The organism is Nocardia sienata NBRC 100364 (assembly GCF_001613205.1).
In the GTDB taxonomy this organism is placed as follows: Bacteria; Actinomycetota; Actinomycetes; order Mycobacteriales; family Mycobacteriaceae; genus Nocardia; species Nocardia sienata.
This window is the reverse complement of the sequence record NZ_BDBX01000012.1, coordinates 36,917-56,061: the sequence shown is the minus strand read 5'-3', so window position 1 is coordinate 56,061 and position 19,145 is coordinate 36,917. Positions and strand designations below refer to the sequence as shown.

At 68.7% G+C, this 19,145-nt stretch carries 16 protein-coding genes; 11 read left to right on the top strand and 5 right to left on the bottom strand.

The annotated features are described in order from the left end of the window. The first annotated feature begins 46 nt into the window (after window positions 1-46). The 4 genes from nth to NS4_RS09935 all read left to right on the top strand — a co-directional run bounded on the left by nth (window position 47) and on the right by NS4_RS09935 (window position 3,450). Window positions 47-817: an endonuclease III gene (gene nth / locus NS4_RS09950; RefSeq protein ID WP_063059239.1), complete on the top strand. Its 771-nt coding sequence runs from the start codon at window positions 47-49 to the stop codon at window positions 815-817. 104 nt (window positions 818-921) lie between these two features. Next, on the top strand, window positions 922-1,467 hold the full coding sequence (locus NS4_RS09945; RefSeq protein ID WP_245665238.1) for a TlpA family protein disulfide reductase: 546 nt from the start codon (window positions 922-924) through the stop codon (window positions 1,465-1,467). Window positions 1,468-1,555: 88 nt separating this feature from the next. Continuing rightward, entirely contained in the window at window positions 1,556-2,260 is a 705-nt protein-coding gene (locus NS4_RS09940; RefSeq protein WP_063059237.1) for an NUDIX hydrolase, read from the top strand. Further along, entirely contained in the window at window positions 2,257-3,450 is a 1,194-nt protein-coding gene (locus NS4_RS09935; protein ID WP_063059236.1) for a MarP family serine protease, read from the top strand. The genes NS4_RS09940 and NS4_RS09935 overlap by 4 nt, the downstream gene beginning before the upstream one ends. A gap of 260 nt (window positions 3,451-3,710) precedes the next feature. Here the strand turns inward: NS4_RS09935 and NS4_RS09930 are convergent, their stop codons facing one another. The 4 genes from NS4_RS09930 to acs all read right to left on the bottom strand — a co-directional run bounded on the left by NS4_RS09930 (window position 3,711) and on the right by acs (window position 8,677). Continuing rightward, entirely contained in the window at window positions 3,711-4,679 is a 969-nt protein-coding gene (locus tag NS4_RS09930; protein ID WP_063059235.1) for an alpha/beta fold hydrolase, read from the bottom strand. Between the two features lie 49 nt (window positions 4,680-4,728). Then, the gene (locus tag NS4_RS09925) at window positions 4,729-5,229 is read right to left on the bottom strand and encodes a phage holin family protein (protein WP_063059234.1); all 501 of its coding nucleotides are present in this window, start codon (window positions 5,227-5,229) and stop codon (window positions 4,729-4,731) included. 37 nt (window positions 5,230-5,266) lie between these two features. After that, entirely contained in the window at window positions 5,267-6,481 is a 1,215-nt protein-coding gene (nhaA, locus tag NS4_RS09920; protein WP_063059233.1) for a Na+/H+ antiporter NhaA, read from the bottom strand. Window positions 6,482-6,721: 240 nt separating this feature from the next. Beyond that, window positions 6,722-8,677, bottom strand: coding sequence for an acetate--CoA ligase (acs, locus tag NS4_RS09915; protein WP_063059271.1), 1,956 nt, complete (start codon window positions 8,675-8,677; stop codon window positions 6,722-6,724). Between the two features lie 276 nt (window positions 8,678-8,953). On the opposite strand from acs, the gene NS4_RS09910 reads away from it, so the two are divergent. The 5 genes from NS4_RS09910 (at window position 8,954) to NS4_RS09890 (ending at window position 15,085) form a co-directional block, all read left to right on the top strand. Continuing rightward, on the top strand, window positions 8,954-10,567 hold the full coding sequence (locus tag NS4_RS09910; protein WP_063059232.1) for a peptide ABC transporter substrate-binding protein: 1,614 nt from the start codon (window positions 8,954-8,956) through the stop codon (window positions 10,565-10,567). Between the two features lie 40 nt (window positions 10,568-10,607). Continuing rightward, a complete protein-coding gene (locus NS4_RS09905; protein ID WP_063059231.1) occupies window positions 10,608-11,534 on the top strand; it encodes an ABC transporter permease in 927 nt (308 codons plus the stop codon). 14 nt (window positions 11,535-11,548) lie between these two features. Next, window positions 11,549-12,511, top strand: coding sequence for an ABC transporter permease (locus NS4_RS09900; protein ID WP_063059230.1), 963 nt, complete (start codon window positions 11,549-11,551; stop codon window positions 12,509-12,511). A 38-nt stretch (window positions 12,512-12,549) separates the two neighbouring features. After that, on the top strand, window positions 12,550-14,193 hold the full coding sequence (locus NS4_RS09895) for a dipeptide ABC transporter ATP-binding protein (protein ID WP_063059270.1): 1,644 nt from the start codon (window positions 12,550-12,552) through the stop codon (window positions 14,191-14,193). Between the two features lie 148 nt (window positions 14,194-14,341). Beyond that, a complete protein-coding gene (locus NS4_RS09890; RefSeq protein ID WP_063059229.1) occupies window positions 14,342-15,085 on the top strand; it encodes a Fic family protein in 744 nt (247 codons plus the stop codon). A gap of 454 nt (window positions 15,086-15,539) precedes the next feature. On the opposite strand, the gene NS4_RS09885 is transcribed toward NS4_RS09890, so the two are convergent. Continuing rightward, the gene (locus NS4_RS09885; RefSeq protein ID WP_063059228.1) at window positions 15,540-16,373 is read right to left on the bottom strand and encodes an HAD family hydrolase; all 834 of its coding nucleotides are present in this window, start codon (window positions 16,371-16,373) and stop codon (window positions 15,540-15,542) included. Window positions 16,374-16,735: 362 nt separating this feature from the next. Between NS4_RS09885 and ssd the strand changes: the two genes are divergently transcribed. Beyond that, window positions 16,736-17,842: a septum site-determining protein Ssd gene (gene ssd, locus NS4_RS09880; RefSeq protein ID WP_063059227.1), complete on the top strand. Its 1,107-nt coding sequence runs from the start codon at window positions 16,736-16,738 to the stop codon at window positions 17,840-17,842. Beyond that, window positions 17,839-19,038, top strand: a complete 1,200-nt coding sequence (locus tag NS4_RS09875; RefSeq protein ID WP_063059226.1) for a TadA family conjugal transfer-associated ATPase — start codon at window positions 17,839-17,841, stop codon at window positions 19,036-19,038. Before ssd ends, NS4_RS09875 begins: the two co-directional genes overlap by 4 nt. The last annotated feature ends 107 nt before the right edge of the window (window positions 19,039-19,145 follow it).

Genomic DNA, 19,145 nt, shown 5'->3' with positions numbered 1-19,145 from the left:
AGAAACCGTCGGAAGCGACATTTCCGGCACTGTCGAGGCGGCTGTCGTGCGCCCGGCCGCCGGCGGGGCGCGCACCCGTAAATCCAGTACTCGACCGGCGGAAACGCGTTTGGGTCTGGTGCGTCGTGCCCGCCGTATGAACCGGCTTCTGGCACGTGCATTTCCCGACGCTCATTGCGAGTTGGATTTCGGTACTCCGCTGGAACTGGCGGTGGCCACGATCCTGTCTGCGCAATGCACGGATGTGCGAGTGAATATGACCACTCCGGCGCTGTTCGCCGCCTATCCCGACGCCCGCGCATATGCCGAGGCCAACCGTGCGGAGCTGGAAGAACTCATCCGCCCCACCGGTTTCTACCGCAACAAGGCGAATTCACTCATCGGCCTCGGACAGGCACTTCTCGAACACTACGACGGTGAATTACCTCACACGATGGCGGAGCTGGTCCGTTTACCGGGCATCGGCCGGAAAACCGCCAATGTGATTCTCGGTAACGCATTCGGAATTCCGGGTATCACCGTCGATACCCATTTCGGCCGGTTGGTGCGTCGCTGGGGGTGGACCGCCGAGGAGGACCCGGTAAAGGTCGAACACGCGATCGGTGCGCTGATCGAGCGCAAGGAATGGACGATGCTGTCGCACCGGGTGATCTTCCACGGGCGGCGTGTCTGTCATGCCCGGAAGCCGGCGTGCGGTGTCTGCCTGCTGGCCAAGGACTGCCCCTCGTTCGGGGCCGGACCCACCGATCCGGAAGCGGCGGCAAAACTCGTGAAAGGACCCGAGGCGCCGCATCTGCTCGAACTGGTGGGCCGGTGAGTCGCGTACCGGTTTTCTGGAAATGGGCGTTGACGGCGGTAATAGTGGCCCTGGCGGCCGCGATCGCATTCTGGCCGCGCGGTGGTTCGGAAAACGCAGGGCCGGTGACAGAACCCACCCGCAAGATCGAACCCGCGCTGCGCGCGGCGTCCGGCGCCGCGGATTGCCCCCCCGCGTCGACATCGACACCGCGGCCGGGTCCGCTGGCGGATCTGGTGCTGACTTGTCTCGCCGATGCCTCGCCGGTGTACCCGGGTCGCCTTACCGGCCGGCCCCTCGTACTCAACCTGTGGGCGTACTGGTGCCAACCGTGCCGTACCGAACTGCCCCACTTCCAGGAATACGCCGACCGGGCGGGCTCCGCGGTGCAGGTGGTCACGGTGCACAGTGACCCGGACGAGGCGAAAGCGCTCGCGCTGCTCGCCGCGCTCGACGACGAGCTGCGGGCGCAGGGGCGCCCCGGGTTGCACCTGCCGGGGCTGCAGGACTCCGACGCCCGAGTGCGCGCCGCCGCGCAGGCCCCGACCGCCCTGCCGATCACCGTTCTGGTCCGCTCGGACGGTTCGATCGCGGACTATGTCGCCCGCCCGTTCCGCGACGCGGACGATATCGCCGCCAGTGTGGCCGGCGCGCTGGGAGTCACCGCATGATGGGAATTCCTTCGCTGACGCTTCGCTATTCGGTCCGCCAACGCCTCGGCCGCTGCGGAGCGCGTATAGCCCCTTCGAGGAAGATCCCATGAGTGAACATCTGGTGCCGCCCTGGCTGAGCGGGGCGGCCGGACCCGCCCAGCCCGATTTCGCCGACACTCTCGGCCGTACCCGGATGTTGCGCCGCACGATGGCGGGCAAGGTCCGCGAGGCCGCGGTCCTGGTGCTCTTCGCGGGCGATCCGGCCGGTGATCCGACCGCAGCCGGTGGGCTGCCTGCCGACGCCGACGTACTGCTCACCCAGCGCGCGACCACCATGCGGCAGCACCGTGGGCAGGTGGCATTTCCCGGTGGTGCCGCCGATCCCGGCGATGACGGTCCGGTCGATACCGCGCTGCGCGAGGCATGGGAGGAAACCGGTCTGGACCGGACCGGCGTGCAGCCGATCACCACACTGCCGAAGGTGTACGTCCCGGTATCGCGCTTCGACGTCACCCCGGTCGTCTCGTATTGGCGCACGCCGAGCGAGGTGCGGGTCGTGGACAGTGCGGAAACCGATCGGGTGGTGCGAGTACCGATGGCGGAACTCCTCGATCCGGCCAACCGGTTCCTGGTCCGCACCGCGCTCGGGTACCGGAGTCCGGCCTTCCAGGTGGACGGAATGTTGGTCTGGGGACTCACCGGCGGCATACTGGCCGAACTCGTGACTTCACTGGGCTGGGAATCGGAATGGGACCGAACCGACGTGCGTGATCTGGAAGAGGCGTTGGCCGCAGTGGGGATGGTGTTGTGAGCTCCTCGGCGTGGCTCGATATAGCGGTTGTCATATTGGCGCTCCTGGCCGCCTCCTCCGGGTGGCGGCAGGGCGCGGTGGCGTCCGCACTGGCTTTTCTCGGGGTGGTGCTCGGCGCGGTCGCCGGCATTCTGATCGCCCCGCACATTCTCGTGCACATCGATGAGGGCCGCAGCCGGGTACTGGCCGGCGTCCTGCTCATCGTGCTGCTGGTGATCGTCGGTGAAGTAGCAGGCATGGTGCTGGGCCGGGCGGCGCGCAGCGGGATGACCCATCCCTTCGCGCGCGGGGCCGACAGTGTGGTCGGCGCGGTACTGCAGACCGGCGCGGTGCTGGTGACGGCCTGGCTGCTGGCGCTGCCCCTGGCGACCTCGTCGCAGCCCGCCATCGCCTCGGCCATCAACAGTTCCCGCGTACTGGCCGACGTCAACCGGGTCGCCCCGGACTGGTTGCGCCACCTGCCCAACGAGTTCTCCAAACTGCTCAACACCTCGGGTCTGCCGGATGTGATCGGCCCGTTCGGGCGCGCGCCCATCGCCGCGGTGGAACCGCCGGATCCCAGCGTGCTGGCCAGTCCGGTCGCCGGTTCCCTGCAGCAGAGCGTGCTGCGTATCCGCGGTGTGGCACCGAGCTGCCAGCGGGCGCTGGAAGGTTCCGGCTTCGTGGTGGCGCCGGAGCGAGTGATGACCAATGCGCACGTGGTGGCCGGAACCACCAGCGTGACAGTGGATTCCGCGGCCGGACCGCTGGATGCCACGGTGGTCGAATTCGATCCGTCCATGGATATCGCGGTGCTGTCGGTGCCCGGGCTGGTCGCGCCGGTCATTCCGCAGGCGTCCGAACCGGCCGGATCGGGTGAGAGCGCGATTGTGCTCGGCTATCCCGGCGGTGGCCGGTACACGGCGAGCGCGGCCAGGGTGCGCGAGACGCTGGATTTGACGGGGCCCACCATCTACCGGGACGGCACGGTGGAACGTGAGGTCTACACCGTGCGCGGCTCGGTGCGGGCCGGGAATTCGGGTGGCCCACTGGTCGATACCGAGGGCAATGTGCTGGGCGTGGTGTTCGGTGCCGCCGTCACCGACGACGACACCGGTTACGTCCTCACACTCGACGAGGTCCGGGAACGTATTGATATCGCACCCTCGGCCAGTGCGCCGGTGGATACCGGTCCCTGCGTACTGAGCTGACCTGCGGGCGCCGGCCGGGCCTGGCGTATCTGGGAGTGTCGAAGCCGGGGTCGGCCGGGGCTCGGCGGCCGTGCGCCGATAATCGGCTCGGGACCTCGTCGGTGCGGCGTCGAATACCCGCATGCGGCGGAGCCGACCAAGGCCGCTACCACCGGATCTCGCCCACGGGCGCACCCCGGTCGACGCGGCTCGGGTGGCCGGTGCCGGTCTACGGCCGGGACGTACGCAGGCTGTGAGTGAGTCCCACCCACACCGGGCACTCAGGCGTAGCGACCCGGTCTTCGCCGGTCGGTCCCGGCGAGCAGCTTCGCGATCTCGGCGGTGACCGCGTCCGGATTCTCCAGGTGCGCGAAATGCGCGGCGTCACGGATGGTGACCACCCGGCGGTGCGGTGACAGTTGCGGGCCGCGGTGCACGGTGGCGGGCAGGATGTAGCGGTCGAACTCGCCGCGCATGGAGACCACCGGGATATCGATCGGCTGACGCATCACCGCCATGAACCGACGACCGTCGGCCCGCCACTGGCTGCGGAAGGCCCAGCGCCGGTATTCCAGCCCGCAGTGGGCGGCCCCGGGAATCCGGATGGCCGAACGCATCCGGTTGGCGCTGTCGGCGAAATCCGCGGTGCGCGCCCAGGACCGGTCGGCGCGGTCGGCCAGGATCCGCACGGCGCCGGCACCGTCGTCGCGGGTGAGCCGGTGCTCGGGGTAGCGGGGGAGCTGGTCGCGCAGGAACTCCGGTAACCACGCCCGGCGCTGGGCGTGGTCCCGCAGCACCGAACTCTTCAGGGCCGCCGGATGCGGCGAGGACACCACAGCGATCGACCGGACCAGTCGAGGGTGCAGGACCGCGGTCGCCCAGCAGACCAGACCGCCGTCGGCATGCCCGACCAGGGTCGCGCCGGTGTGCCCGAGCGCGCGGATCAGCCCCGCGATATCACCGGCCAGCGTCCAGCCGTCGTAGCCGCGCGGCGGTTTGTCACTGTCGCCGTAGCCACGCAGGTCGACCGCTACCACATGATTGCCGAGTTCGGCGAGCGCGGTGAGCTGATGGCGCCACGACCACCAGAAGTCCGCGAACCCATGTAACAGGACGACCAGCGGCGCCTCCGGATGCTCCGGTCCAGCGCTCGCGATGTGCAGCCGTATCCCGTTGGCGTGCACGTCGCGATGCGTCCAGGGGCCGCCGAAGCGCACGCTGGACGGGTCCGGTGGAAAGTTCGACGCCACGCCGTCCGAGCGTAGTGAACGCCGGGCCGTCGCGGTGTGCCGGTCCCGCCTACCGCTGCGTGGTCTTCTCCAGCGCGCTCGGCTCGTCGTGGCCGCCGAACCCGGAGGGCAGGACCGTACGGGTCTGCTTGAGCGAATCGATGGTCTTCTCCGGCGCGCGCAGCTTCTTCACCTTGCGGTAGCCGAGGAACGCCAGCAGCGCGGTCACCAGGATCATGAGCGCGAAGACGATCCAGAACGCGGCCCACCGGGTGAGCCAGATGTCCAGGGTCTCGGCCACGGCGAAGAAGAAGAAGAAACTGCTGAACAGCAGCACGGTCAGCGCGCCGATGAAGAAGACGCTGCCCTGCATGCCCTTCTTGATCTCACCGGTGACCTCGGCTTTGGCCAGGGCGACTTCGGCGCGGACCAGGGTCGAGACCTGCTCGGAGGCGTCGCGGACAAGACTGCCGAAACTGGCCGATGCGTGCGGGTCGATCTCGGACAGCGGAATCGAGGTGACCGTGCCGCCTCGTACACCGTCTCCGTTACCGCCCTGTGTGACACTCACGTGGTCGACCCTCTCCCTGTCCCGATCCTGCTCGGTCTTACTGTTCTGGTTCTAGCGCATCCGCGTCGCGCCGTGCTCGGTGGACACGCCCACGCCGCAACAGTAGCGCCGAACCGGCCAGCGATGCGGCCATGGACGTCACCAGGACCGCGGCCTTGGCGAGTTCGGCGGAATCGGGATAGTCCTCCAGTGCCAGTTCCGCCACCAGCAGGCTAACGGTGAACCCGATCGCGCCCAGCACCGACAGGGCGAACATGTCCCGATAACCCAGCTGTGCGGGCCGTTCGGCGATTCCGGTGCGGATGGCCAACCAGCTGATCCCGAAGATGCCCACGGTTTTGCCGATGAGCAGACCGAAGATGATCGCCAGCGACAACCGGTCGGTGAACAGCTCGCCGAAAACCTCGGCGTTGATCGGCACCCCGGCCGCGAAAAGCGCGAACAGTGGCACGCACAGTCCGGCCGAAATGGGTTGGAACCGGTGTTCCCAGCGGGCGGCGGGGGCTTCGGTTTCGCCCTTGTCCGGGCGGACCCGGGTGAGCAGACCACAGGCCACGCCCGCCAGCGTCGGGTGAATATGCGCTTCGTGCAAGGCATACCAGCAGACCAGGGCCAACGGAATGTAGATCAGCGGGGAGGTCCACCGTTTGTGCTGCGCGAACCACCAGGCCGCGCAACAGGCCAGTGCGGCCGCCAGCCAGGCGAAGGCCAGGCCGGTGGTGAACAGTACCGCGATGAGCACGATCGCCAGCAGATCGTCGACCACGGCCAGGCTGAGGAGGAAGACCCGCGCACCGACCGGGATCCGGGAACCGGTCATGGCCAGCACCGCGAGGGCGAAGGCGATATCAGTGGCGACCGGAATCGCCCAGCCGCGGTCCATCCCGTCGACCCCGAAACCCACCGTGTAGGCGATGATCGCCGGAGTCACCACCCCACCTACGGCCGCGATGATCGGGAGCGCGGCGCGTTTGGGGTCGGCGAGTTCGCCGATGACGAGTTCGCGTTTGAGTTCGAGACCGGCCACGAAGAAGAACACGGCGAGCAGGCCGTCCTGCACCCAGTCGGCCAGGGTGAGATCCAGGTGCAGCGGCGGGATGGCCAGGTGGGTTTCGGTGAGTGTGAGGTAGCTCTGGCCCCACGGCGAGTTCACCCAGAGCAACGCCACCGCGGCCGCGACGAGCAACAGTGCGCCACCGACGGTTTCGGTGCGGAGGTAGCGGGCGAGTTCCAGCCGGGGGTTGGTGACCACGGGGAAACCTTTCGGTCGCACGGACGTCTGCCGCGCCCGCCGTGGAAGCTTCCTTCCGTAGACGCGCGCCCATCTCGCCGACCAGACTTCCCGGCACACCTTCGGCAATTCTATTGGCGCCATCCCCGACGCCGCGGGCCGGGGCCCTCGTGCCCCGCGCCGAAACGAGTCCCGCCCACGCGAGCCGACCGGCCGGAGAAGGCCGGGGTTCGCGTGGGCGGGCGCCCGGATCGGTGTCGGTCAGTCGGCCCGGCCGGCCCGGATCGCCTCGAAGACCTGCGGATCCACCAGGGTCGAGGTATCGCCGAGCTCCCGGCCCTCGGCCACATCGCGCAGCAGCCGGCGCATGATCTTGCCGCTGCGGGTCTTGGGCAGTTCGGGTACCACATGGATCTCCCGCGGGCGGGCGATCGGACTGATCTCGCGCGCCACCTCGGCCTTGAGTTCGTCGACCATCGCGGCCCCGGTATCGGTGGCCTCGGCGGTGAGGATCACGAAGGCCACGATCCCCTGACCGGTCGTTTCGTCGGTGGCGCCGACCACCGCCGCCTCCGCCACGCCGGAGTGCCCGACCAGCGCCGATTCCACTTCGGCGGTGGAGATGCGGTGACCGGAAACATTCATCACATCGTCGACGCGGCCCAGTACCCAGAGGTCGCCGTTGACATCGAGCTTGGCGCCGTCTCCGGCGAAGTACCAGCCCTGGTCGCCGAAACGATCCCAGTAGGTGGCCCGGTACCGCTCCATATCGCCCCAGATACCCCGCAGCATCGACGGCCACGGCTGGTCCAGGACCAGATAGCCGTTGGCCTCGGTCTCACCGCGCCGCACAGGCTTACCCTCTTCGTCGACCACAGCGGCCGAGATACCGGGCACGGGGGTCATGGCGGCGCCCGGTTTGGTCGCGGTGATACCGGGCAGCGGCGAGATCATGATGGCGCCGGTCTCGGTCTGCCACCAGGTGTCCACGATCGGGGCGGTGCCGGAGCCGATCACGTCCCGGTACCAGCGCCAGGCCTCCGGGTTGATGGGTTCGCCGACCGACCCGAGCACGCGGATGCTGGACAGATCGTGCGCGTCGGGGATCTGGCGGCCCCATTTCATGAAGGTGCGCACCAGCGTCGGCGCCGTGTAGTAGATAGTGACGCCGTACTTCTCGATGATCTGCCAGTGCCGATGCTCGTCGGGGAAATTCGGCGTGCCCTCGTAGAGCACCTGGGTGGCGCCATTGGCCAGCGGGCCGTAGACGATATAGCTGTGCCCGGTCACCCAGCCGACATCGGCGGTGCACCAGTACACATCGGTCTCCGGCTTGTGGTCGAAGACCACCCGGTGGGTGTAGCTGGTTTGGGTGAGGTAACCGCCGCTGGTGTGCAGGATGCCCTTGGGCTTACCCGTGGTCCCCGAGGTGTAGAGGATGAACAGGGGGTGTTCGGCATCGAATGCCTGCGCCTCGTGCACCGGATCGGCCTGCGCGACGGTCTCGTGCCACCAGAGGTCGCGGCCCTCGTTCCACTCCACCTCGGTGCCGACCCGGCGGACCACCAGGACGTGCTCGACGCTGGATGGCACATCGCCCTTGGCGTACAGGGCCTCGTCGACGGCTTCTTTCAGCGGTGCGGCAGTCCCACGGCGCCACTGACCGTCGACGGTGATGACCAGGCGGGCTTCGGCGTCGTCGATCCGCTGCCGCAGCGCGGTCGGTGAGAAACCGGCGAAGACCAGCGAATGCGGCAGTCCGAGCCGGGCGCAGGCCAGCATCGCCACAATGGTCTCGGGGATCATCGGCATGTAGATCGCGACCCGGTCGCCCGCGGTCAGCCCGAGCTCGGTCAGGTAGTTGGCGGCCCGGCTCACCTCGGCGAGCAGATCGGAATAGGTGATCGTGCGGGAATCGCCCGGCTCACCCTCCCAGTGCAGCGCGACCTTGTCGCCGCGCCCCTCCAGGACATGGCGGTCCACACAGTTGTAGGCGACATTGAGCCGGCCGCCGACGAACCATTTCGCGACCGGTGCGTCGGTCCAGTCGAGTACCTGGTTCCACCGCTCGTGCCAGTGCAGGCGGTCGGCCTGCTCGGCCCAGAACGCTTCGCGGTCCTGCGCGGCACGCTCGTAGATACCGGCGTCGACATTCGCCGCGGCAGCGAACTCCGCACTCGGCGGGTAGGCGTCCGGGTGATCGGCGGGTTCGGTCATCTGAGTCACTTCCTTCGCGTTACCTGCACCATAGAGGGCCATCTGTGACCCTAGACTCTCGCTCCGGCCCGCCGAGGTGGTCCCGGGACGAATGGTCGCCGGTGTCCGGTGAGCGGCAGTCGGCGTCCGACGAACGGCCGCCCGCGGCGCGGTCGCGGCGGCCGGGCCGACGATACGAGAGTTCACGAATCCGGCGGGATCGCCCAACGGGACCTATAGTCTGCTGACAACTCTGCGGGGTGCCGAGGCTGTGGTCGTGACGAGCCGGGAGGGTGAGTGAGGGGATCGTCGTGGGTGTTGCGGGCGGCCGCCCTGGCACTCGTTCTGGTCGGCGCGACGGTACTGCCGGCCTGCGCGGTGACACCCGCCCTCGGTGAATCGATCGCGGTCAACGGTACCGAACCGCAGAACCCGCTGGTCCCGTCGAACACCAACGAGAACGGCGGCGGGCGCATCGTGGACCGGTTGTTCGCCGGACTGCGCCGCATCGCGGCGGACGGCAGTCTGCACGACGAGGTCGCCGAATCCATCGAGACCACCGACCAGCAGTTCTACCGGATCCGGCTGAAACCCGGCTGGACGTTCTCCGACGGTTCCGCGGTGACGGCGCATTCGTTCGTCGACGCCTGGAACTACGGCGCCCTGGTCACCAACGCGCAGCTGCAGAGCTACACCTATGCGCCGATCGCCGGGTTCGAGGATGTACAGGCCGACCCGCCCCGCGCGCGGACCATGTCGGGGCTGCGGGTGCTCGACGATCTCACCTTCACCGTCGCGCTGAAAGAACCCACCATCGACTTCCGGACCCGGCTGGCCTACGCCCCGTTCTATCCGCTGCCCGCGGCAGCGTATGCGGATATGGAGGCGTTCGGGCAGCGACCGATCGGTAATGGGCCGTACCGCTTCGCGACCGCCGACGCCTGGCAGCACGATGTGAAACTGGACCTGGTGCCCAATGAGAGCTACCGGGGTGGGCGTCCGGCCCGTAACAAGGGCCTGACCTTCGTGTTCTACTCCGACTTCGACGCCGCCTACGCCGATCTGCTCGCCGGCAACCTCGATGTGCTCGATACGGTTCCCTCCAGCGCGCTGACCGTGGTGGACAACGACCTGGGGGAGCGGGCGGTCTCGGCGCCGACCGCGCAGAGCCAGTGGATCGGTACCCAGTCGGGCCTCCCCCATTTCGGCGGTGAGGAAGGCCGGTTGCGCCGGCACGCGATCTCGATGGCCATCCAGCGGCAGGCCATCGGCGACAAGATCTTCCGAGGCACCCGCGCCCCCGCCCGCGACTACACCTCCCGGGTGCTCCCGGGCTACAACGGCGATCTGCCGGGCGCGCATCTGCTCGACTACAACCCCGACGAGGCGCGCCGGCTGTGGGCGAAGGCCGACGAGATCGCACCGTGGTCCGGGCGCTTCGAGATCGCCTACAACGCCGACGGTGACCATCAGGCGTGGGTGGACGCGGTCGCCAACAGCATCAAGAACACTCTCGGTATCGAGGCGGTGGGCGCGGCCCTGCCGACGTTCAAACAACTGCGCGATCAGATCACCACGCGGACCGTCGGCAAGGCGTTCCGCTCGGGCTGGCAGGGTGACTATCCGACCATGCTGCAGTTCCTGGAGCCCGGGTTCCTGAGCAACTCCGAAACCAACGACTTCGACTATCACAACCCGGAATTCGACGCGCTCATCGCGGCCGCCGAGGCGGCGTCCACCGAGGCCGAATCGTGGGCGCTGGTGGGCCGGGCGCAGACGCTGCTCTTACGGGATATGCCGACCATCCCGATCTTCGACTACGTGAACTCGGCCGGGTACTCCGAGCGGGTCCGCGGCGTCGTCTTCGGCTGGAACGGCCTGGCCGATTTCGAGAACATCGAGCTGATATGACCGCCGGCCGCGAATCCTCGCCCCGACCGCAGGAGTGCCCATGGCGTGGTATGTAGTGCGGCGTCTGCTGCAGATGATCCCGGTGTTCTTCGGCGCGACCCTGCTCATCTACTTCCTGATCTACAAGATCTCCGGCGGCTCGGTCGCCGCCCTGGCCGGTGACCGCACCCTCACGCCCGCGCTGGAGGCGCAGTTGAAGGCGCGCTACCACCTCGACCGCTCCTTCCTGGTGCAGTACTTCTACTATCTGAAGGGCATCTTCACCTTCGATCTCGGTACCACGTTCTCCGGACGTTCGGTGAAAGACGAACTGGCCCGGGCCTTTCCGATCACGATCCGGCTGGCGTTGCTGGCGCTGCTGTTCGAGGCGGTGTTCGGTGTGCTGTTCGGGACGCTGGCCGGGCTGCGCAAAGGCAAGCTGTTCGACTCCACCATGCTCGTGCTGAGCCTGGTGGTGATCGCGGTGCCGGTGTTCGTCCTCGGTTTCCTCGCGCAGTACCTGCTGGGCGTCGAATGGGGGATCGCGCCGGTCACCGTCGGTGCCGACGCGAGCTGGGGTCGCCTGGTCGTGCCGGCGCTGGTGCTCGGCTCGTTGTCGTTCGCCTATGTACTGCGGCTGACCCGCAACGCCGTGGCCGAGAACCGGGACGCCGACTATGTGCGTACCGCCACCGCCAAGGGCCTGCCGCGGCGCCGGGTGGTTCGGGTGCACATCCTGCGCAATTCGCTCATTCCGGTGGTCACCTTCCTGGGCGCCGATCTGGGCGCGCTGATGGGCGGTGCGATCGTCACCGAGGGCATCTTCAACATCCCGGGTGTCGGCGGCACCCTGTATCAGGCGGTCGTCCGCGGTGAGGCTCCGACGGTGGTTTCGTTCGTCACGGTTCTGATCGTGGTGTTCCTCCTCGCCAACCTGCTGGTGGACCTGCTGTACGCCGTGCTCGATCCGCGGATTCGCTATGCCTGAGAAGGAGTGCGGTCATGTCCGATGAGTCGCCTGCCCGCCCGGTCGGACCCGACCGGCGACGCTGGGTCGCCGCGGCGGACGCGGTGACCGTCGAAACCACCGATCGGGTGCGAGTGGCGGGCGCACCGCTTGGGTTCTGGGGGCAGGCCTGGCACGGTCTGCGCCGCAATCCGCTGTTCCTGATCTCGATAGCGCTCATCGCGCTGGTCCTGGTGGTCGCGGCCTTCCCGGGGCTGTTCACCGATCAGGATCCGCGCTACTGCGTGGTCGACAACAGTCTGCTGCCGCCCAGCTCGGCGCACTGGTTCGGATTCGACCTGCAGGGTTGCGATATCTACGCCCGCACCGTCTACGGGGCGCGGGCCTCGGTCCTCGTCGGGGTCGGGGCGGCCCTGCTTTTCGTGCTGATCGGCGCGACGCTCGGCGCGCTGGCCGGCTACTACGGCGGTCTGCTCGATTCGGTGATATCTCGGGTCTCCGAGATCGTGTACGCCGTCCCGCTGATGCTCGCCGCCATCGTGCTGATGCAGCTGTCGACCACGCGCACGGTCGGGCTGGTGATCGTCACCCTGGCCGGTTTCACCTGGCCGCAGGCGGCCCGGATCGCCCGTGGCGCGGTGATCGCCGCGAAGAACAGCGAATACGTGCTGGCGGCCCGGGCACTCGGCGTCTCCCGCTTCGGCATCCTGATCCGGCACGTGCTGCCGAACTCGCTGGGTCCGGTGATCGTGGTGACCGCGATCTGGCTCGGGGTCTTCATCGTCACCGAGGCCACACTGTCGTTCCTGGGTGTCGGCCTGCCGCCCACCGAGGTCTCCTGGGGCGCCGATATCGCCACCGGCCAGCAGCAGTTGCGCGGCGGTTCGCTGATCCTGTTCTATCCGGCCACCGCGCTGGCGCTGACGGTTCTCGGTTTCATCATGCTCGGTGACGCACTCGGTGACGCCCTGGATCCGAAAGGCCGGGTGTCGAGGTGAAACACTGCGAGCGAGCGGATTCCGGACCGGGAGCGGATATGACCGACGAGTCCAAGGCGCAGCGTCCACTGCTGCGGATCCGGGATCTGCGGATCGCGTTCGGGGAGGGAGACAACCGGGTGGACGCGGTACGCGGTGTCGATCTCACCGTGTACCCCGGCGAGACGGTGGCGATTGTCGGCGAGAGCGGTTCCGGGAAATCGACCACCGCGCACGCGATCATCGGACTGCTCCCGCGCGCCGGCCGGATCACCGGGGGCAGTATCGAATTCGACGGAACGGAACTGACCGGCGCGGCCGAATCGCGCTTGGTGCAGCTGCGGGGCACGAGAATCGGTTTCGTTCCGCAGGACCCGATGTCGAACCTCGATCCGGTACACAGGATCGGATTTCAAATCCGGGAAACCCTCGCGGCCAACGGTATCGCCCGCGGCCGCGCCGCCCGGGAGCGTGCGGTGGAACTGCTGCGCTCCGCGGGGATACCGGATCCCGAGCGACGGGTCGACCGGTATCCGCACGAATTGTCCGGGGGTCTGCGGCAGCGCGCGTTGATCGCGATGGCGTTGTCGGGGCGGCCCGAGCTGCTGATCGCCGACGAACCCACCTCCGCCCTGGACGTCACCGTGCAGCGCCGGATACTCGACCATATCGACAGTCTCACCGGTGAATTCGGCACGGCGATGCTGCTCATCACCCATGATCTCGGCTTGGCCGCCGAGCGCGCCGAACATCTGGTGGTGATGTACCGCGGCCGGGTGGTGGAATCGGGGCCCGCGCTGGAACTGTTGCGCGATCCGCGGCACGAGTACACTCGCAAGCTGGTCGAATCGGCGCCGTCCCTGGCGGCCGCCCGGCGGCCGGATCGAGTTCGCGAATCGGCCACCCGGGATGCCGTCCTCGTCGCAGACCGGCTCACCAAGAGGTATCGGACCCGCGGTTCGGTGCCGTGGCGATCCGTGGAATCAGTGGCCGTCGACAATGTTTCGTTCACGCTGCAGCGCGGGCTCACCACCGCACTGGTCGGTGAGTCCGGGTCGGGCAAGTCCACGGTCGCGCAGCTGGTACTCGGCCTGCTGGAACCCAGCTCCGGATCCGTCGTCTTCGACGGCGGGGATATCGGCCACCTGAAGGGGCGCGAGCAGACCCGGTTCCGCCGCCGGGTACAACCGATCTTCCAGAACCCGTACGCCTCGCTGGACCCCATGTACTCGATCCATCGTTGTATCGACGAACCGCTGCGGACCCACGGGATCGGCACCCGCACCGAGCGGGAGAGCCGGGTCCGCGAACTGCTGGAACATGTCGCGCTGCCCAGCAGTGTGCTGGCCCGCTATCCCAACGAGCTCTCCGGTGGCCAGCGGCAGCGGGTCGCCATCGCGCGCGCCCTGGCCCTGGAACCGGAACTGCTGGTCTGCGACGAAGCGGTCTCGGCGCTCGACGTCCTGGTCCAGCAGAACATTCTCGATCTGCTCACCCGGCTCCAGGACGAACTGGGCCTGACCTATCTGTTCATCACTCACGATCTGGCGGTGGTCCGTCAGCTCGCCGACGAGGTCCTGGTGATGCACCACGGCCGAATCGTCGAAGCGGCGCCGGTCGGGGAGATCTTCGAATCCCCGCGCGAGGAATACACCCGCCGCCTGCTCGAGGCCATCCCCGGCCGTGAACTGCTCGTCGGCTGAACCCGGCCACGGTCGCCACCGACGGCGAAGCGGTTATCGACTGCGGGGCCGGCGCCCGAGTGAATCCCGCCACGACCGCCACCTACGGCAGTTCTCGCCGCGGGGCCAGCGCTCGAGCCGGGATCCGGCGGCGGTAGCGTGCTGATCCGTGACCGATCCGCTCGCGCCGCTCATCGAACTGCCCGGGGTCCGGGCCGCCGCCGACAAGGCCCGCGACGCGCTGGCCGAGGTCCACCGGCACCGGGCGAACCGCCGCGGCTGGGCCACGACCGCCGCCGAGGCCTCGGTACGCGCGGCACGGTCGTCGGCGGCACTGGAAGGCGGCAGTACGGAGTTGCCGGCCGACGGCACGATCACCGACCCCATTCTGGCGGGCGCGTTGCGGGTGGGGCAGGCGCTCGACGGCGACGCGCTGCGCAACCTGGTCGGCATCTGGGAGCGGGCGCCGCTGCAGGCATTGGCCCGGCTACATCTGCTGGCCGCCGCCGACCTCGTGGACGACGAGAACGAATTGGGGCGTCCGCGCGCCGACGGCGGCGTCGCAGAACGCCTGGACGTGCTGGCGCAGACGCTGCTCACCACCTCCGCACCCGCACCGGTCACCGCCGCCGTGGTGCACGGTGAGCTGCTGACCCTGAAACCGTTCGGTTCGGCCGACGGGCTGGTCGCGCGGGCCGCCTCCCGGCTGGTGACGGTGGCCAGTGGACTCGACCCTCGCTCGCTCGGTGTGCCCGAGGTCTTCTGGCTGCGTCGGCGGCAGGCCTACCTGGACGCGGCGGCCGGGTTCGGGTCGGGGACCGCCGACGGTGTCGGCGGCTGGGTGCTGTTCTGCTGCGGTGCGCTCGAGGACGGCGCGCGGGAAGCGACTTCGATAGCGGACGCCGCCGGCTGATCAGGGTCTGTGACCGCGGGTAGAGCTGCCCCGGTACGTCAAAGCGGGCGGCGTGGTCGTGAGACCTCACCGCCCGCGAGCACGGACTACCTGGTTACCATGCGTGCTGGTTTGGGTTGTGTTCTCCGGCCTCGGCGTTCCTCCGGGCTCCGCAGCAGCTCATCCCCGCAGCTATGCGAGGCCATCGCCGGCAACGGACCGGATTTCGCAGGCCCACAACGCTTCTGCCCTTGTCGCGGCGAGCTCCGCGTGGGTACCGGGTGTCCGTGCTGGGAAGGGTAGGTCGGGAGACTGAGCCTTCTCTTCCGGCTCCGCCTTGGCCTTCCTTCCTTCCGTGCCTCCATTTTTACACTGTGACTGCACTCACATCAAGGGCTGGCGCAACTTGGTGGAACAAATAGAATCGGGCACATCGGACGGAGTCTTATGCTATAAGGCCAGGTCGTAAGGGTGCTCATCGTCGGCGCAGCAGTCGGTAGGTCACTGCCGCGGCGATAAGCGCACTGGCCGCGACGGCGAGTCCCGTGGCCACGGTTTTCGACGGCGCCCGAAAGCGTGACCACAGTGAGACCGGGTTGGAGAAGCCGAGCACGGGCCAGCCCCGGTTCGTTGCCTCGCGGCGCAGACCGCGGTCGGGATTGACCGCGGTGGGGTGTCCGACCGCGGTGAGCATCGGTAGATCGGTGATCGAATCGGAATACGCGTAGCAGCGCGCGAGGTCGTAACCCTCTGCTGCGGCGAGCTTCTCGATCGCGGTGACCTTTCCCTCGCCGTAGCAGTAGAAGTCGACTGCCCCGGTGTACTTGCCGTCCACGACCTCCATCCGGGTCGCGGCGGTATGGGTGGCGCCCAGCGCTTCGGCGATCGGGGCCACCACCTCCTCGCCCGAGGCGGAGACGATCACCACATCGTGCCCGCGAATGCGGTGGTCGGCGATGAGGTCGACGGCCTCCGCGTAGATCAGCGGGTCCACCAACTCGTGCAGGGTGTCCGCCACGATCGATCGGATCTGGGCGACGTCCCAGCCTGCGACCATATCGGTGAGGTGCGCTCGCATACGCTCCATCTGGTCGTGGTCGGCGCCGGAGAGCAGGAACATGAAGTGGGCGTAACTGCTCTCCAGTACGGCTCGGCGATTGATCAGCCCCTGAGCGAAGAACGGTTTGCTGAACACGTAGGTACTCGATCTGGCTATCACCGTCTTGTCCAGATCGAAGAAGGCGGCGATGCGGCCGTTCGCGCGGTGCCGATCGCCGGGAGATGGTGTCGTTTCACCGGAGCCCGTCACCGCTCCAGAATAGGCATCTGCGCGTCGCGTGTCTTGCCTGCTCTGCCTCCGCATGCGTGCTGACCAGGGATTTTCTTATTGGATGGGGGGTGAGGGTGACCTGTGGAACTTCTTCTTCGTCGGGCTTGCGTTCCGGGCCGTTCTTGGGTGTAGTATTGCTGGCACCTGGACATGTTCCAGGCGTGTTCAGCCCGACCCCCCGGGGCTGAACCCCGACGGCCCCAGCCTCCTCCCCCCCCGGCTGGGGCCGTCCTCTATCCAGGGGCGGTCGCCGGCTTCGAAGATTTCTCCACAGCCCGCGAGTTGTCCACAATCGCCGAATCCACCGGCTCGCGCAGGCCCGATCGGGCGACTCTGGACCCATGGATCACGACGCGACACCCACTGTCGGGGAGCCACCCGCGGTGCTGGTGCTCATCCGGGACGAACGGTTACGCGAGGAAGTGCGCCGGGTCGCCGCCGCGGCCGGTCGGCGAATCGACGAAGCCGAGGCGCCCGCCGGCAGGCACCCCTGGTCGGCGGCGCCGCTGGTGGTGCTCGACACCGAGGCCGCCGTGGTGTCCGCGGGCACGGCGCCCCCACGGCGCAGCGGTGTGGTGACAGTCACCGACGGTGAACCCGGATTGGCCGACTGGCAGGCTGCCGCCGTGATCGGAGCCGAACGGGTGATCGCTCTCCCCGCCGCCGCGGTCGGGCTCATCGAGAAATTCGCCGAATACGGAGAACAGCGCACCGACGGGGGAGTGGTGATCGCCCTGGCCGGGGCGGGTGGCGGTGCCGGGGCGTCCGTGCTGGCCGCCGCGACCGCGCTGCGCTCGGCCACCGCCGGATTCCGGCCGCATACGGTGCTGGTCGACGCCGCGCCCCGCGGCGGCGGACTCGATCTGCTGCTCGGTATCGAAGATGCGCCGGGCCTGCGCTGGCCGGATCTGGTCGTGGACGACGGCCGGGTCGCCGCCGCCGAACTGCACAATGCGCTCCCGGCGGCGGGCGGCGGGTTGTCGGTGCTGTCCAGCGGCCGGGGCCGGGGCCGGACCGGCCCCATCGGTGCGGCCGCGGTGCACGCGGTGGTCGAAGCCGCCCGAAACGCGGGTGATCTCGTGGTCTGCGATATCTCCAGCGAGCGCGGTCCGCATACGGACCGGATACTCGATGCCGCCGATCTCGTGGTGCTCGTCGTGCCGGCTCGGTTGCGCGCGGTGGCGGCAGCCGGTGCCGCGGTGGAATGGATCGCGCAGCGCAATCCCAACCGCGGCCTGGTGGTGCGCGGTCCGGCACCCGGAAACCTGCGCGGCCACGATATCGCCGCGGTGCTGGACCTACCACTGTTGGCGGCGGTCCGGGCGCAACCCGGCCTGGCCGCGCGGCTCGAACGCCGGGGTCTGCGGCTACGGCGCGGGCCCCTGCGAGACGCCTGCGATGCCGTACTGGCGGTGCTGAGCCCACCCGACCCGCGGCGGGCCGGATGAGCACCGGCCCCGAACACCCGGGGGTGGTGACGACCGAACTGCTGGAACGGGTGCGGGAAAGGCTGGCCGGAGACCGCGCGGAGCCCGACCCCGCACGGGTGGCGGCGGCCATCCGCGCCGAAGCCGGGGGCATGCTGGGGGATACCGATCTGCTGCGCGCCCTGCGGCTGCTGCAGACCGAACTGACCGGAGCGGGTGTGCTCGAACCGCTGTTGCACGATCCAGCGGTCGCCGATGTGCTGGTCACCGCTCCGGACGCGGTATGGATCGATCGGGGCCGCGGGGTCGAAAGGACCGCGACGAGCTTTCCCGACGAAGCCGCCGTCCGGCGGCTGGCGCAGCGCCTGGCCCTCTCGGCAGGTCGTCGTCTCGACGATGCCCAGCCCTGGGTCGACGGGCAACTGTCCGGCCGGGAACTGGTACTCGGACAGAGCTTCGGAGTCCGGCTGCACGCCGTGCTGGCCCCCATCGCTCGCGGTGGCACCTGCCTGTCACTGCGGATCCTGCGTCCGGCGACCCAGGGCCTGGACGCACTCTCGAGGTCCGGTGCGGTTCCCTCCGGCGCGAAACTCCTTTTGCAGCAGATAGTTCGTGCCCGCCTGGCCTTCCTCGTGGTCGGGGGCACCGGCGCGGGGAAAACCACCTTGCTCTCCGCCCTGCTCGCCGAGGTGGATCAGGGGGAGCGCATCATCTGCGTCGAGGACGCGGCCGAACTCGCACCACCGCATCCGCATGTGGTCCGCCTCGTGGCCCGGCCGCCCAATATCGAAGGTGCGGGGGAGATCACGCTGCGTGATCTGGTCCGACAGGCGTTGCGTATGCGTCCCGACCGCATAGTGGTCGGTGAAGTGCGAGGTCCGGAAGTCGTCGACCTACTCACCGCGTTGAACACCGGGCACGACGGCGGGGCGGGAACGATCCACGCCAACTCGATCCGGGAGGCGACCGCGCGGCTCGAGGCGCTGGCGGGGCTGGGCGGAATGGACCGGCCGGCGCTACACAGCCAATTGGCCGCTGCCGTTCAGGTGGTGCTGCACGTCCGGCGGCGAGCCGACGGGTTCCGGTATCTCACCGAAATCGGCGTGGTGCAGCGAGACAGCGCCGGCCGGGTGGAGATTCGCCCGGCGTGGCGGGCGGCCGGCCCGGCACCGGCGGCCGGGGTACTGCAGGCTGTGCTCGCGGAGCGGACCGGGTGATGTTCCCGATCGTGATAGCGGGCGGCCCGGTCGCGGCGGCATTGGGATGCACCGCTCTGGCGCTGTTGCTCACACCGGGTCCCGCGGGCAGGCGGCGATTCGGCAGA

Bases quoted from the DNA above. Each gene is read 5' to 3' on its own strand.
- NS4_RS09940 (WP_063059237.1), top strand. From the start codon at position 1,556: ATGAGTGAACATCTGGTGCCGCCCTGGCTGAGCGGGGCGGCCGGACCC.
- acs (WP_063059271.1), bottom strand. From the start codon at position 8,677: ATGACCGAACCCGCCGATCACCCGGACGCCTACCCGCCGAGTGCGGAG.
- NS4_RS09905 (WP_063059231.1), top strand. From the start codon at position 10,608: ATGGCGTGGTATGTAGTGCGGCGTCTGCTGCAGATGATCCCGGTGTTC.
- NS4_RS09900 (WP_063059230.1), top strand. From the start codon at position 11,549: ATGTCCGATGAGTCGCCTGCCCGCCCGGTCGGACCCGACCGGCGACGC.
- NS4_RS09895 (WP_063059270.1), top strand. From the start codon at position 12,550: ATGACCGACGAGTCCAAGGCGCAGCGTCCACTGCTGCGGATCCGGGAT.
- ssd (WP_063059227.1), top strand. From the start codon at position 16,736: ATGGATCACGACGCGACACCCACTGTCGGGGAGCCACCCGCGGTGCTG.
- NS4_RS09875 (WP_063059226.1), top strand. From the start codon at position 17,839: ATGAGCACCGGCCCCGAACACCCGGGGGTGGTGACGACCGAACTGCTG.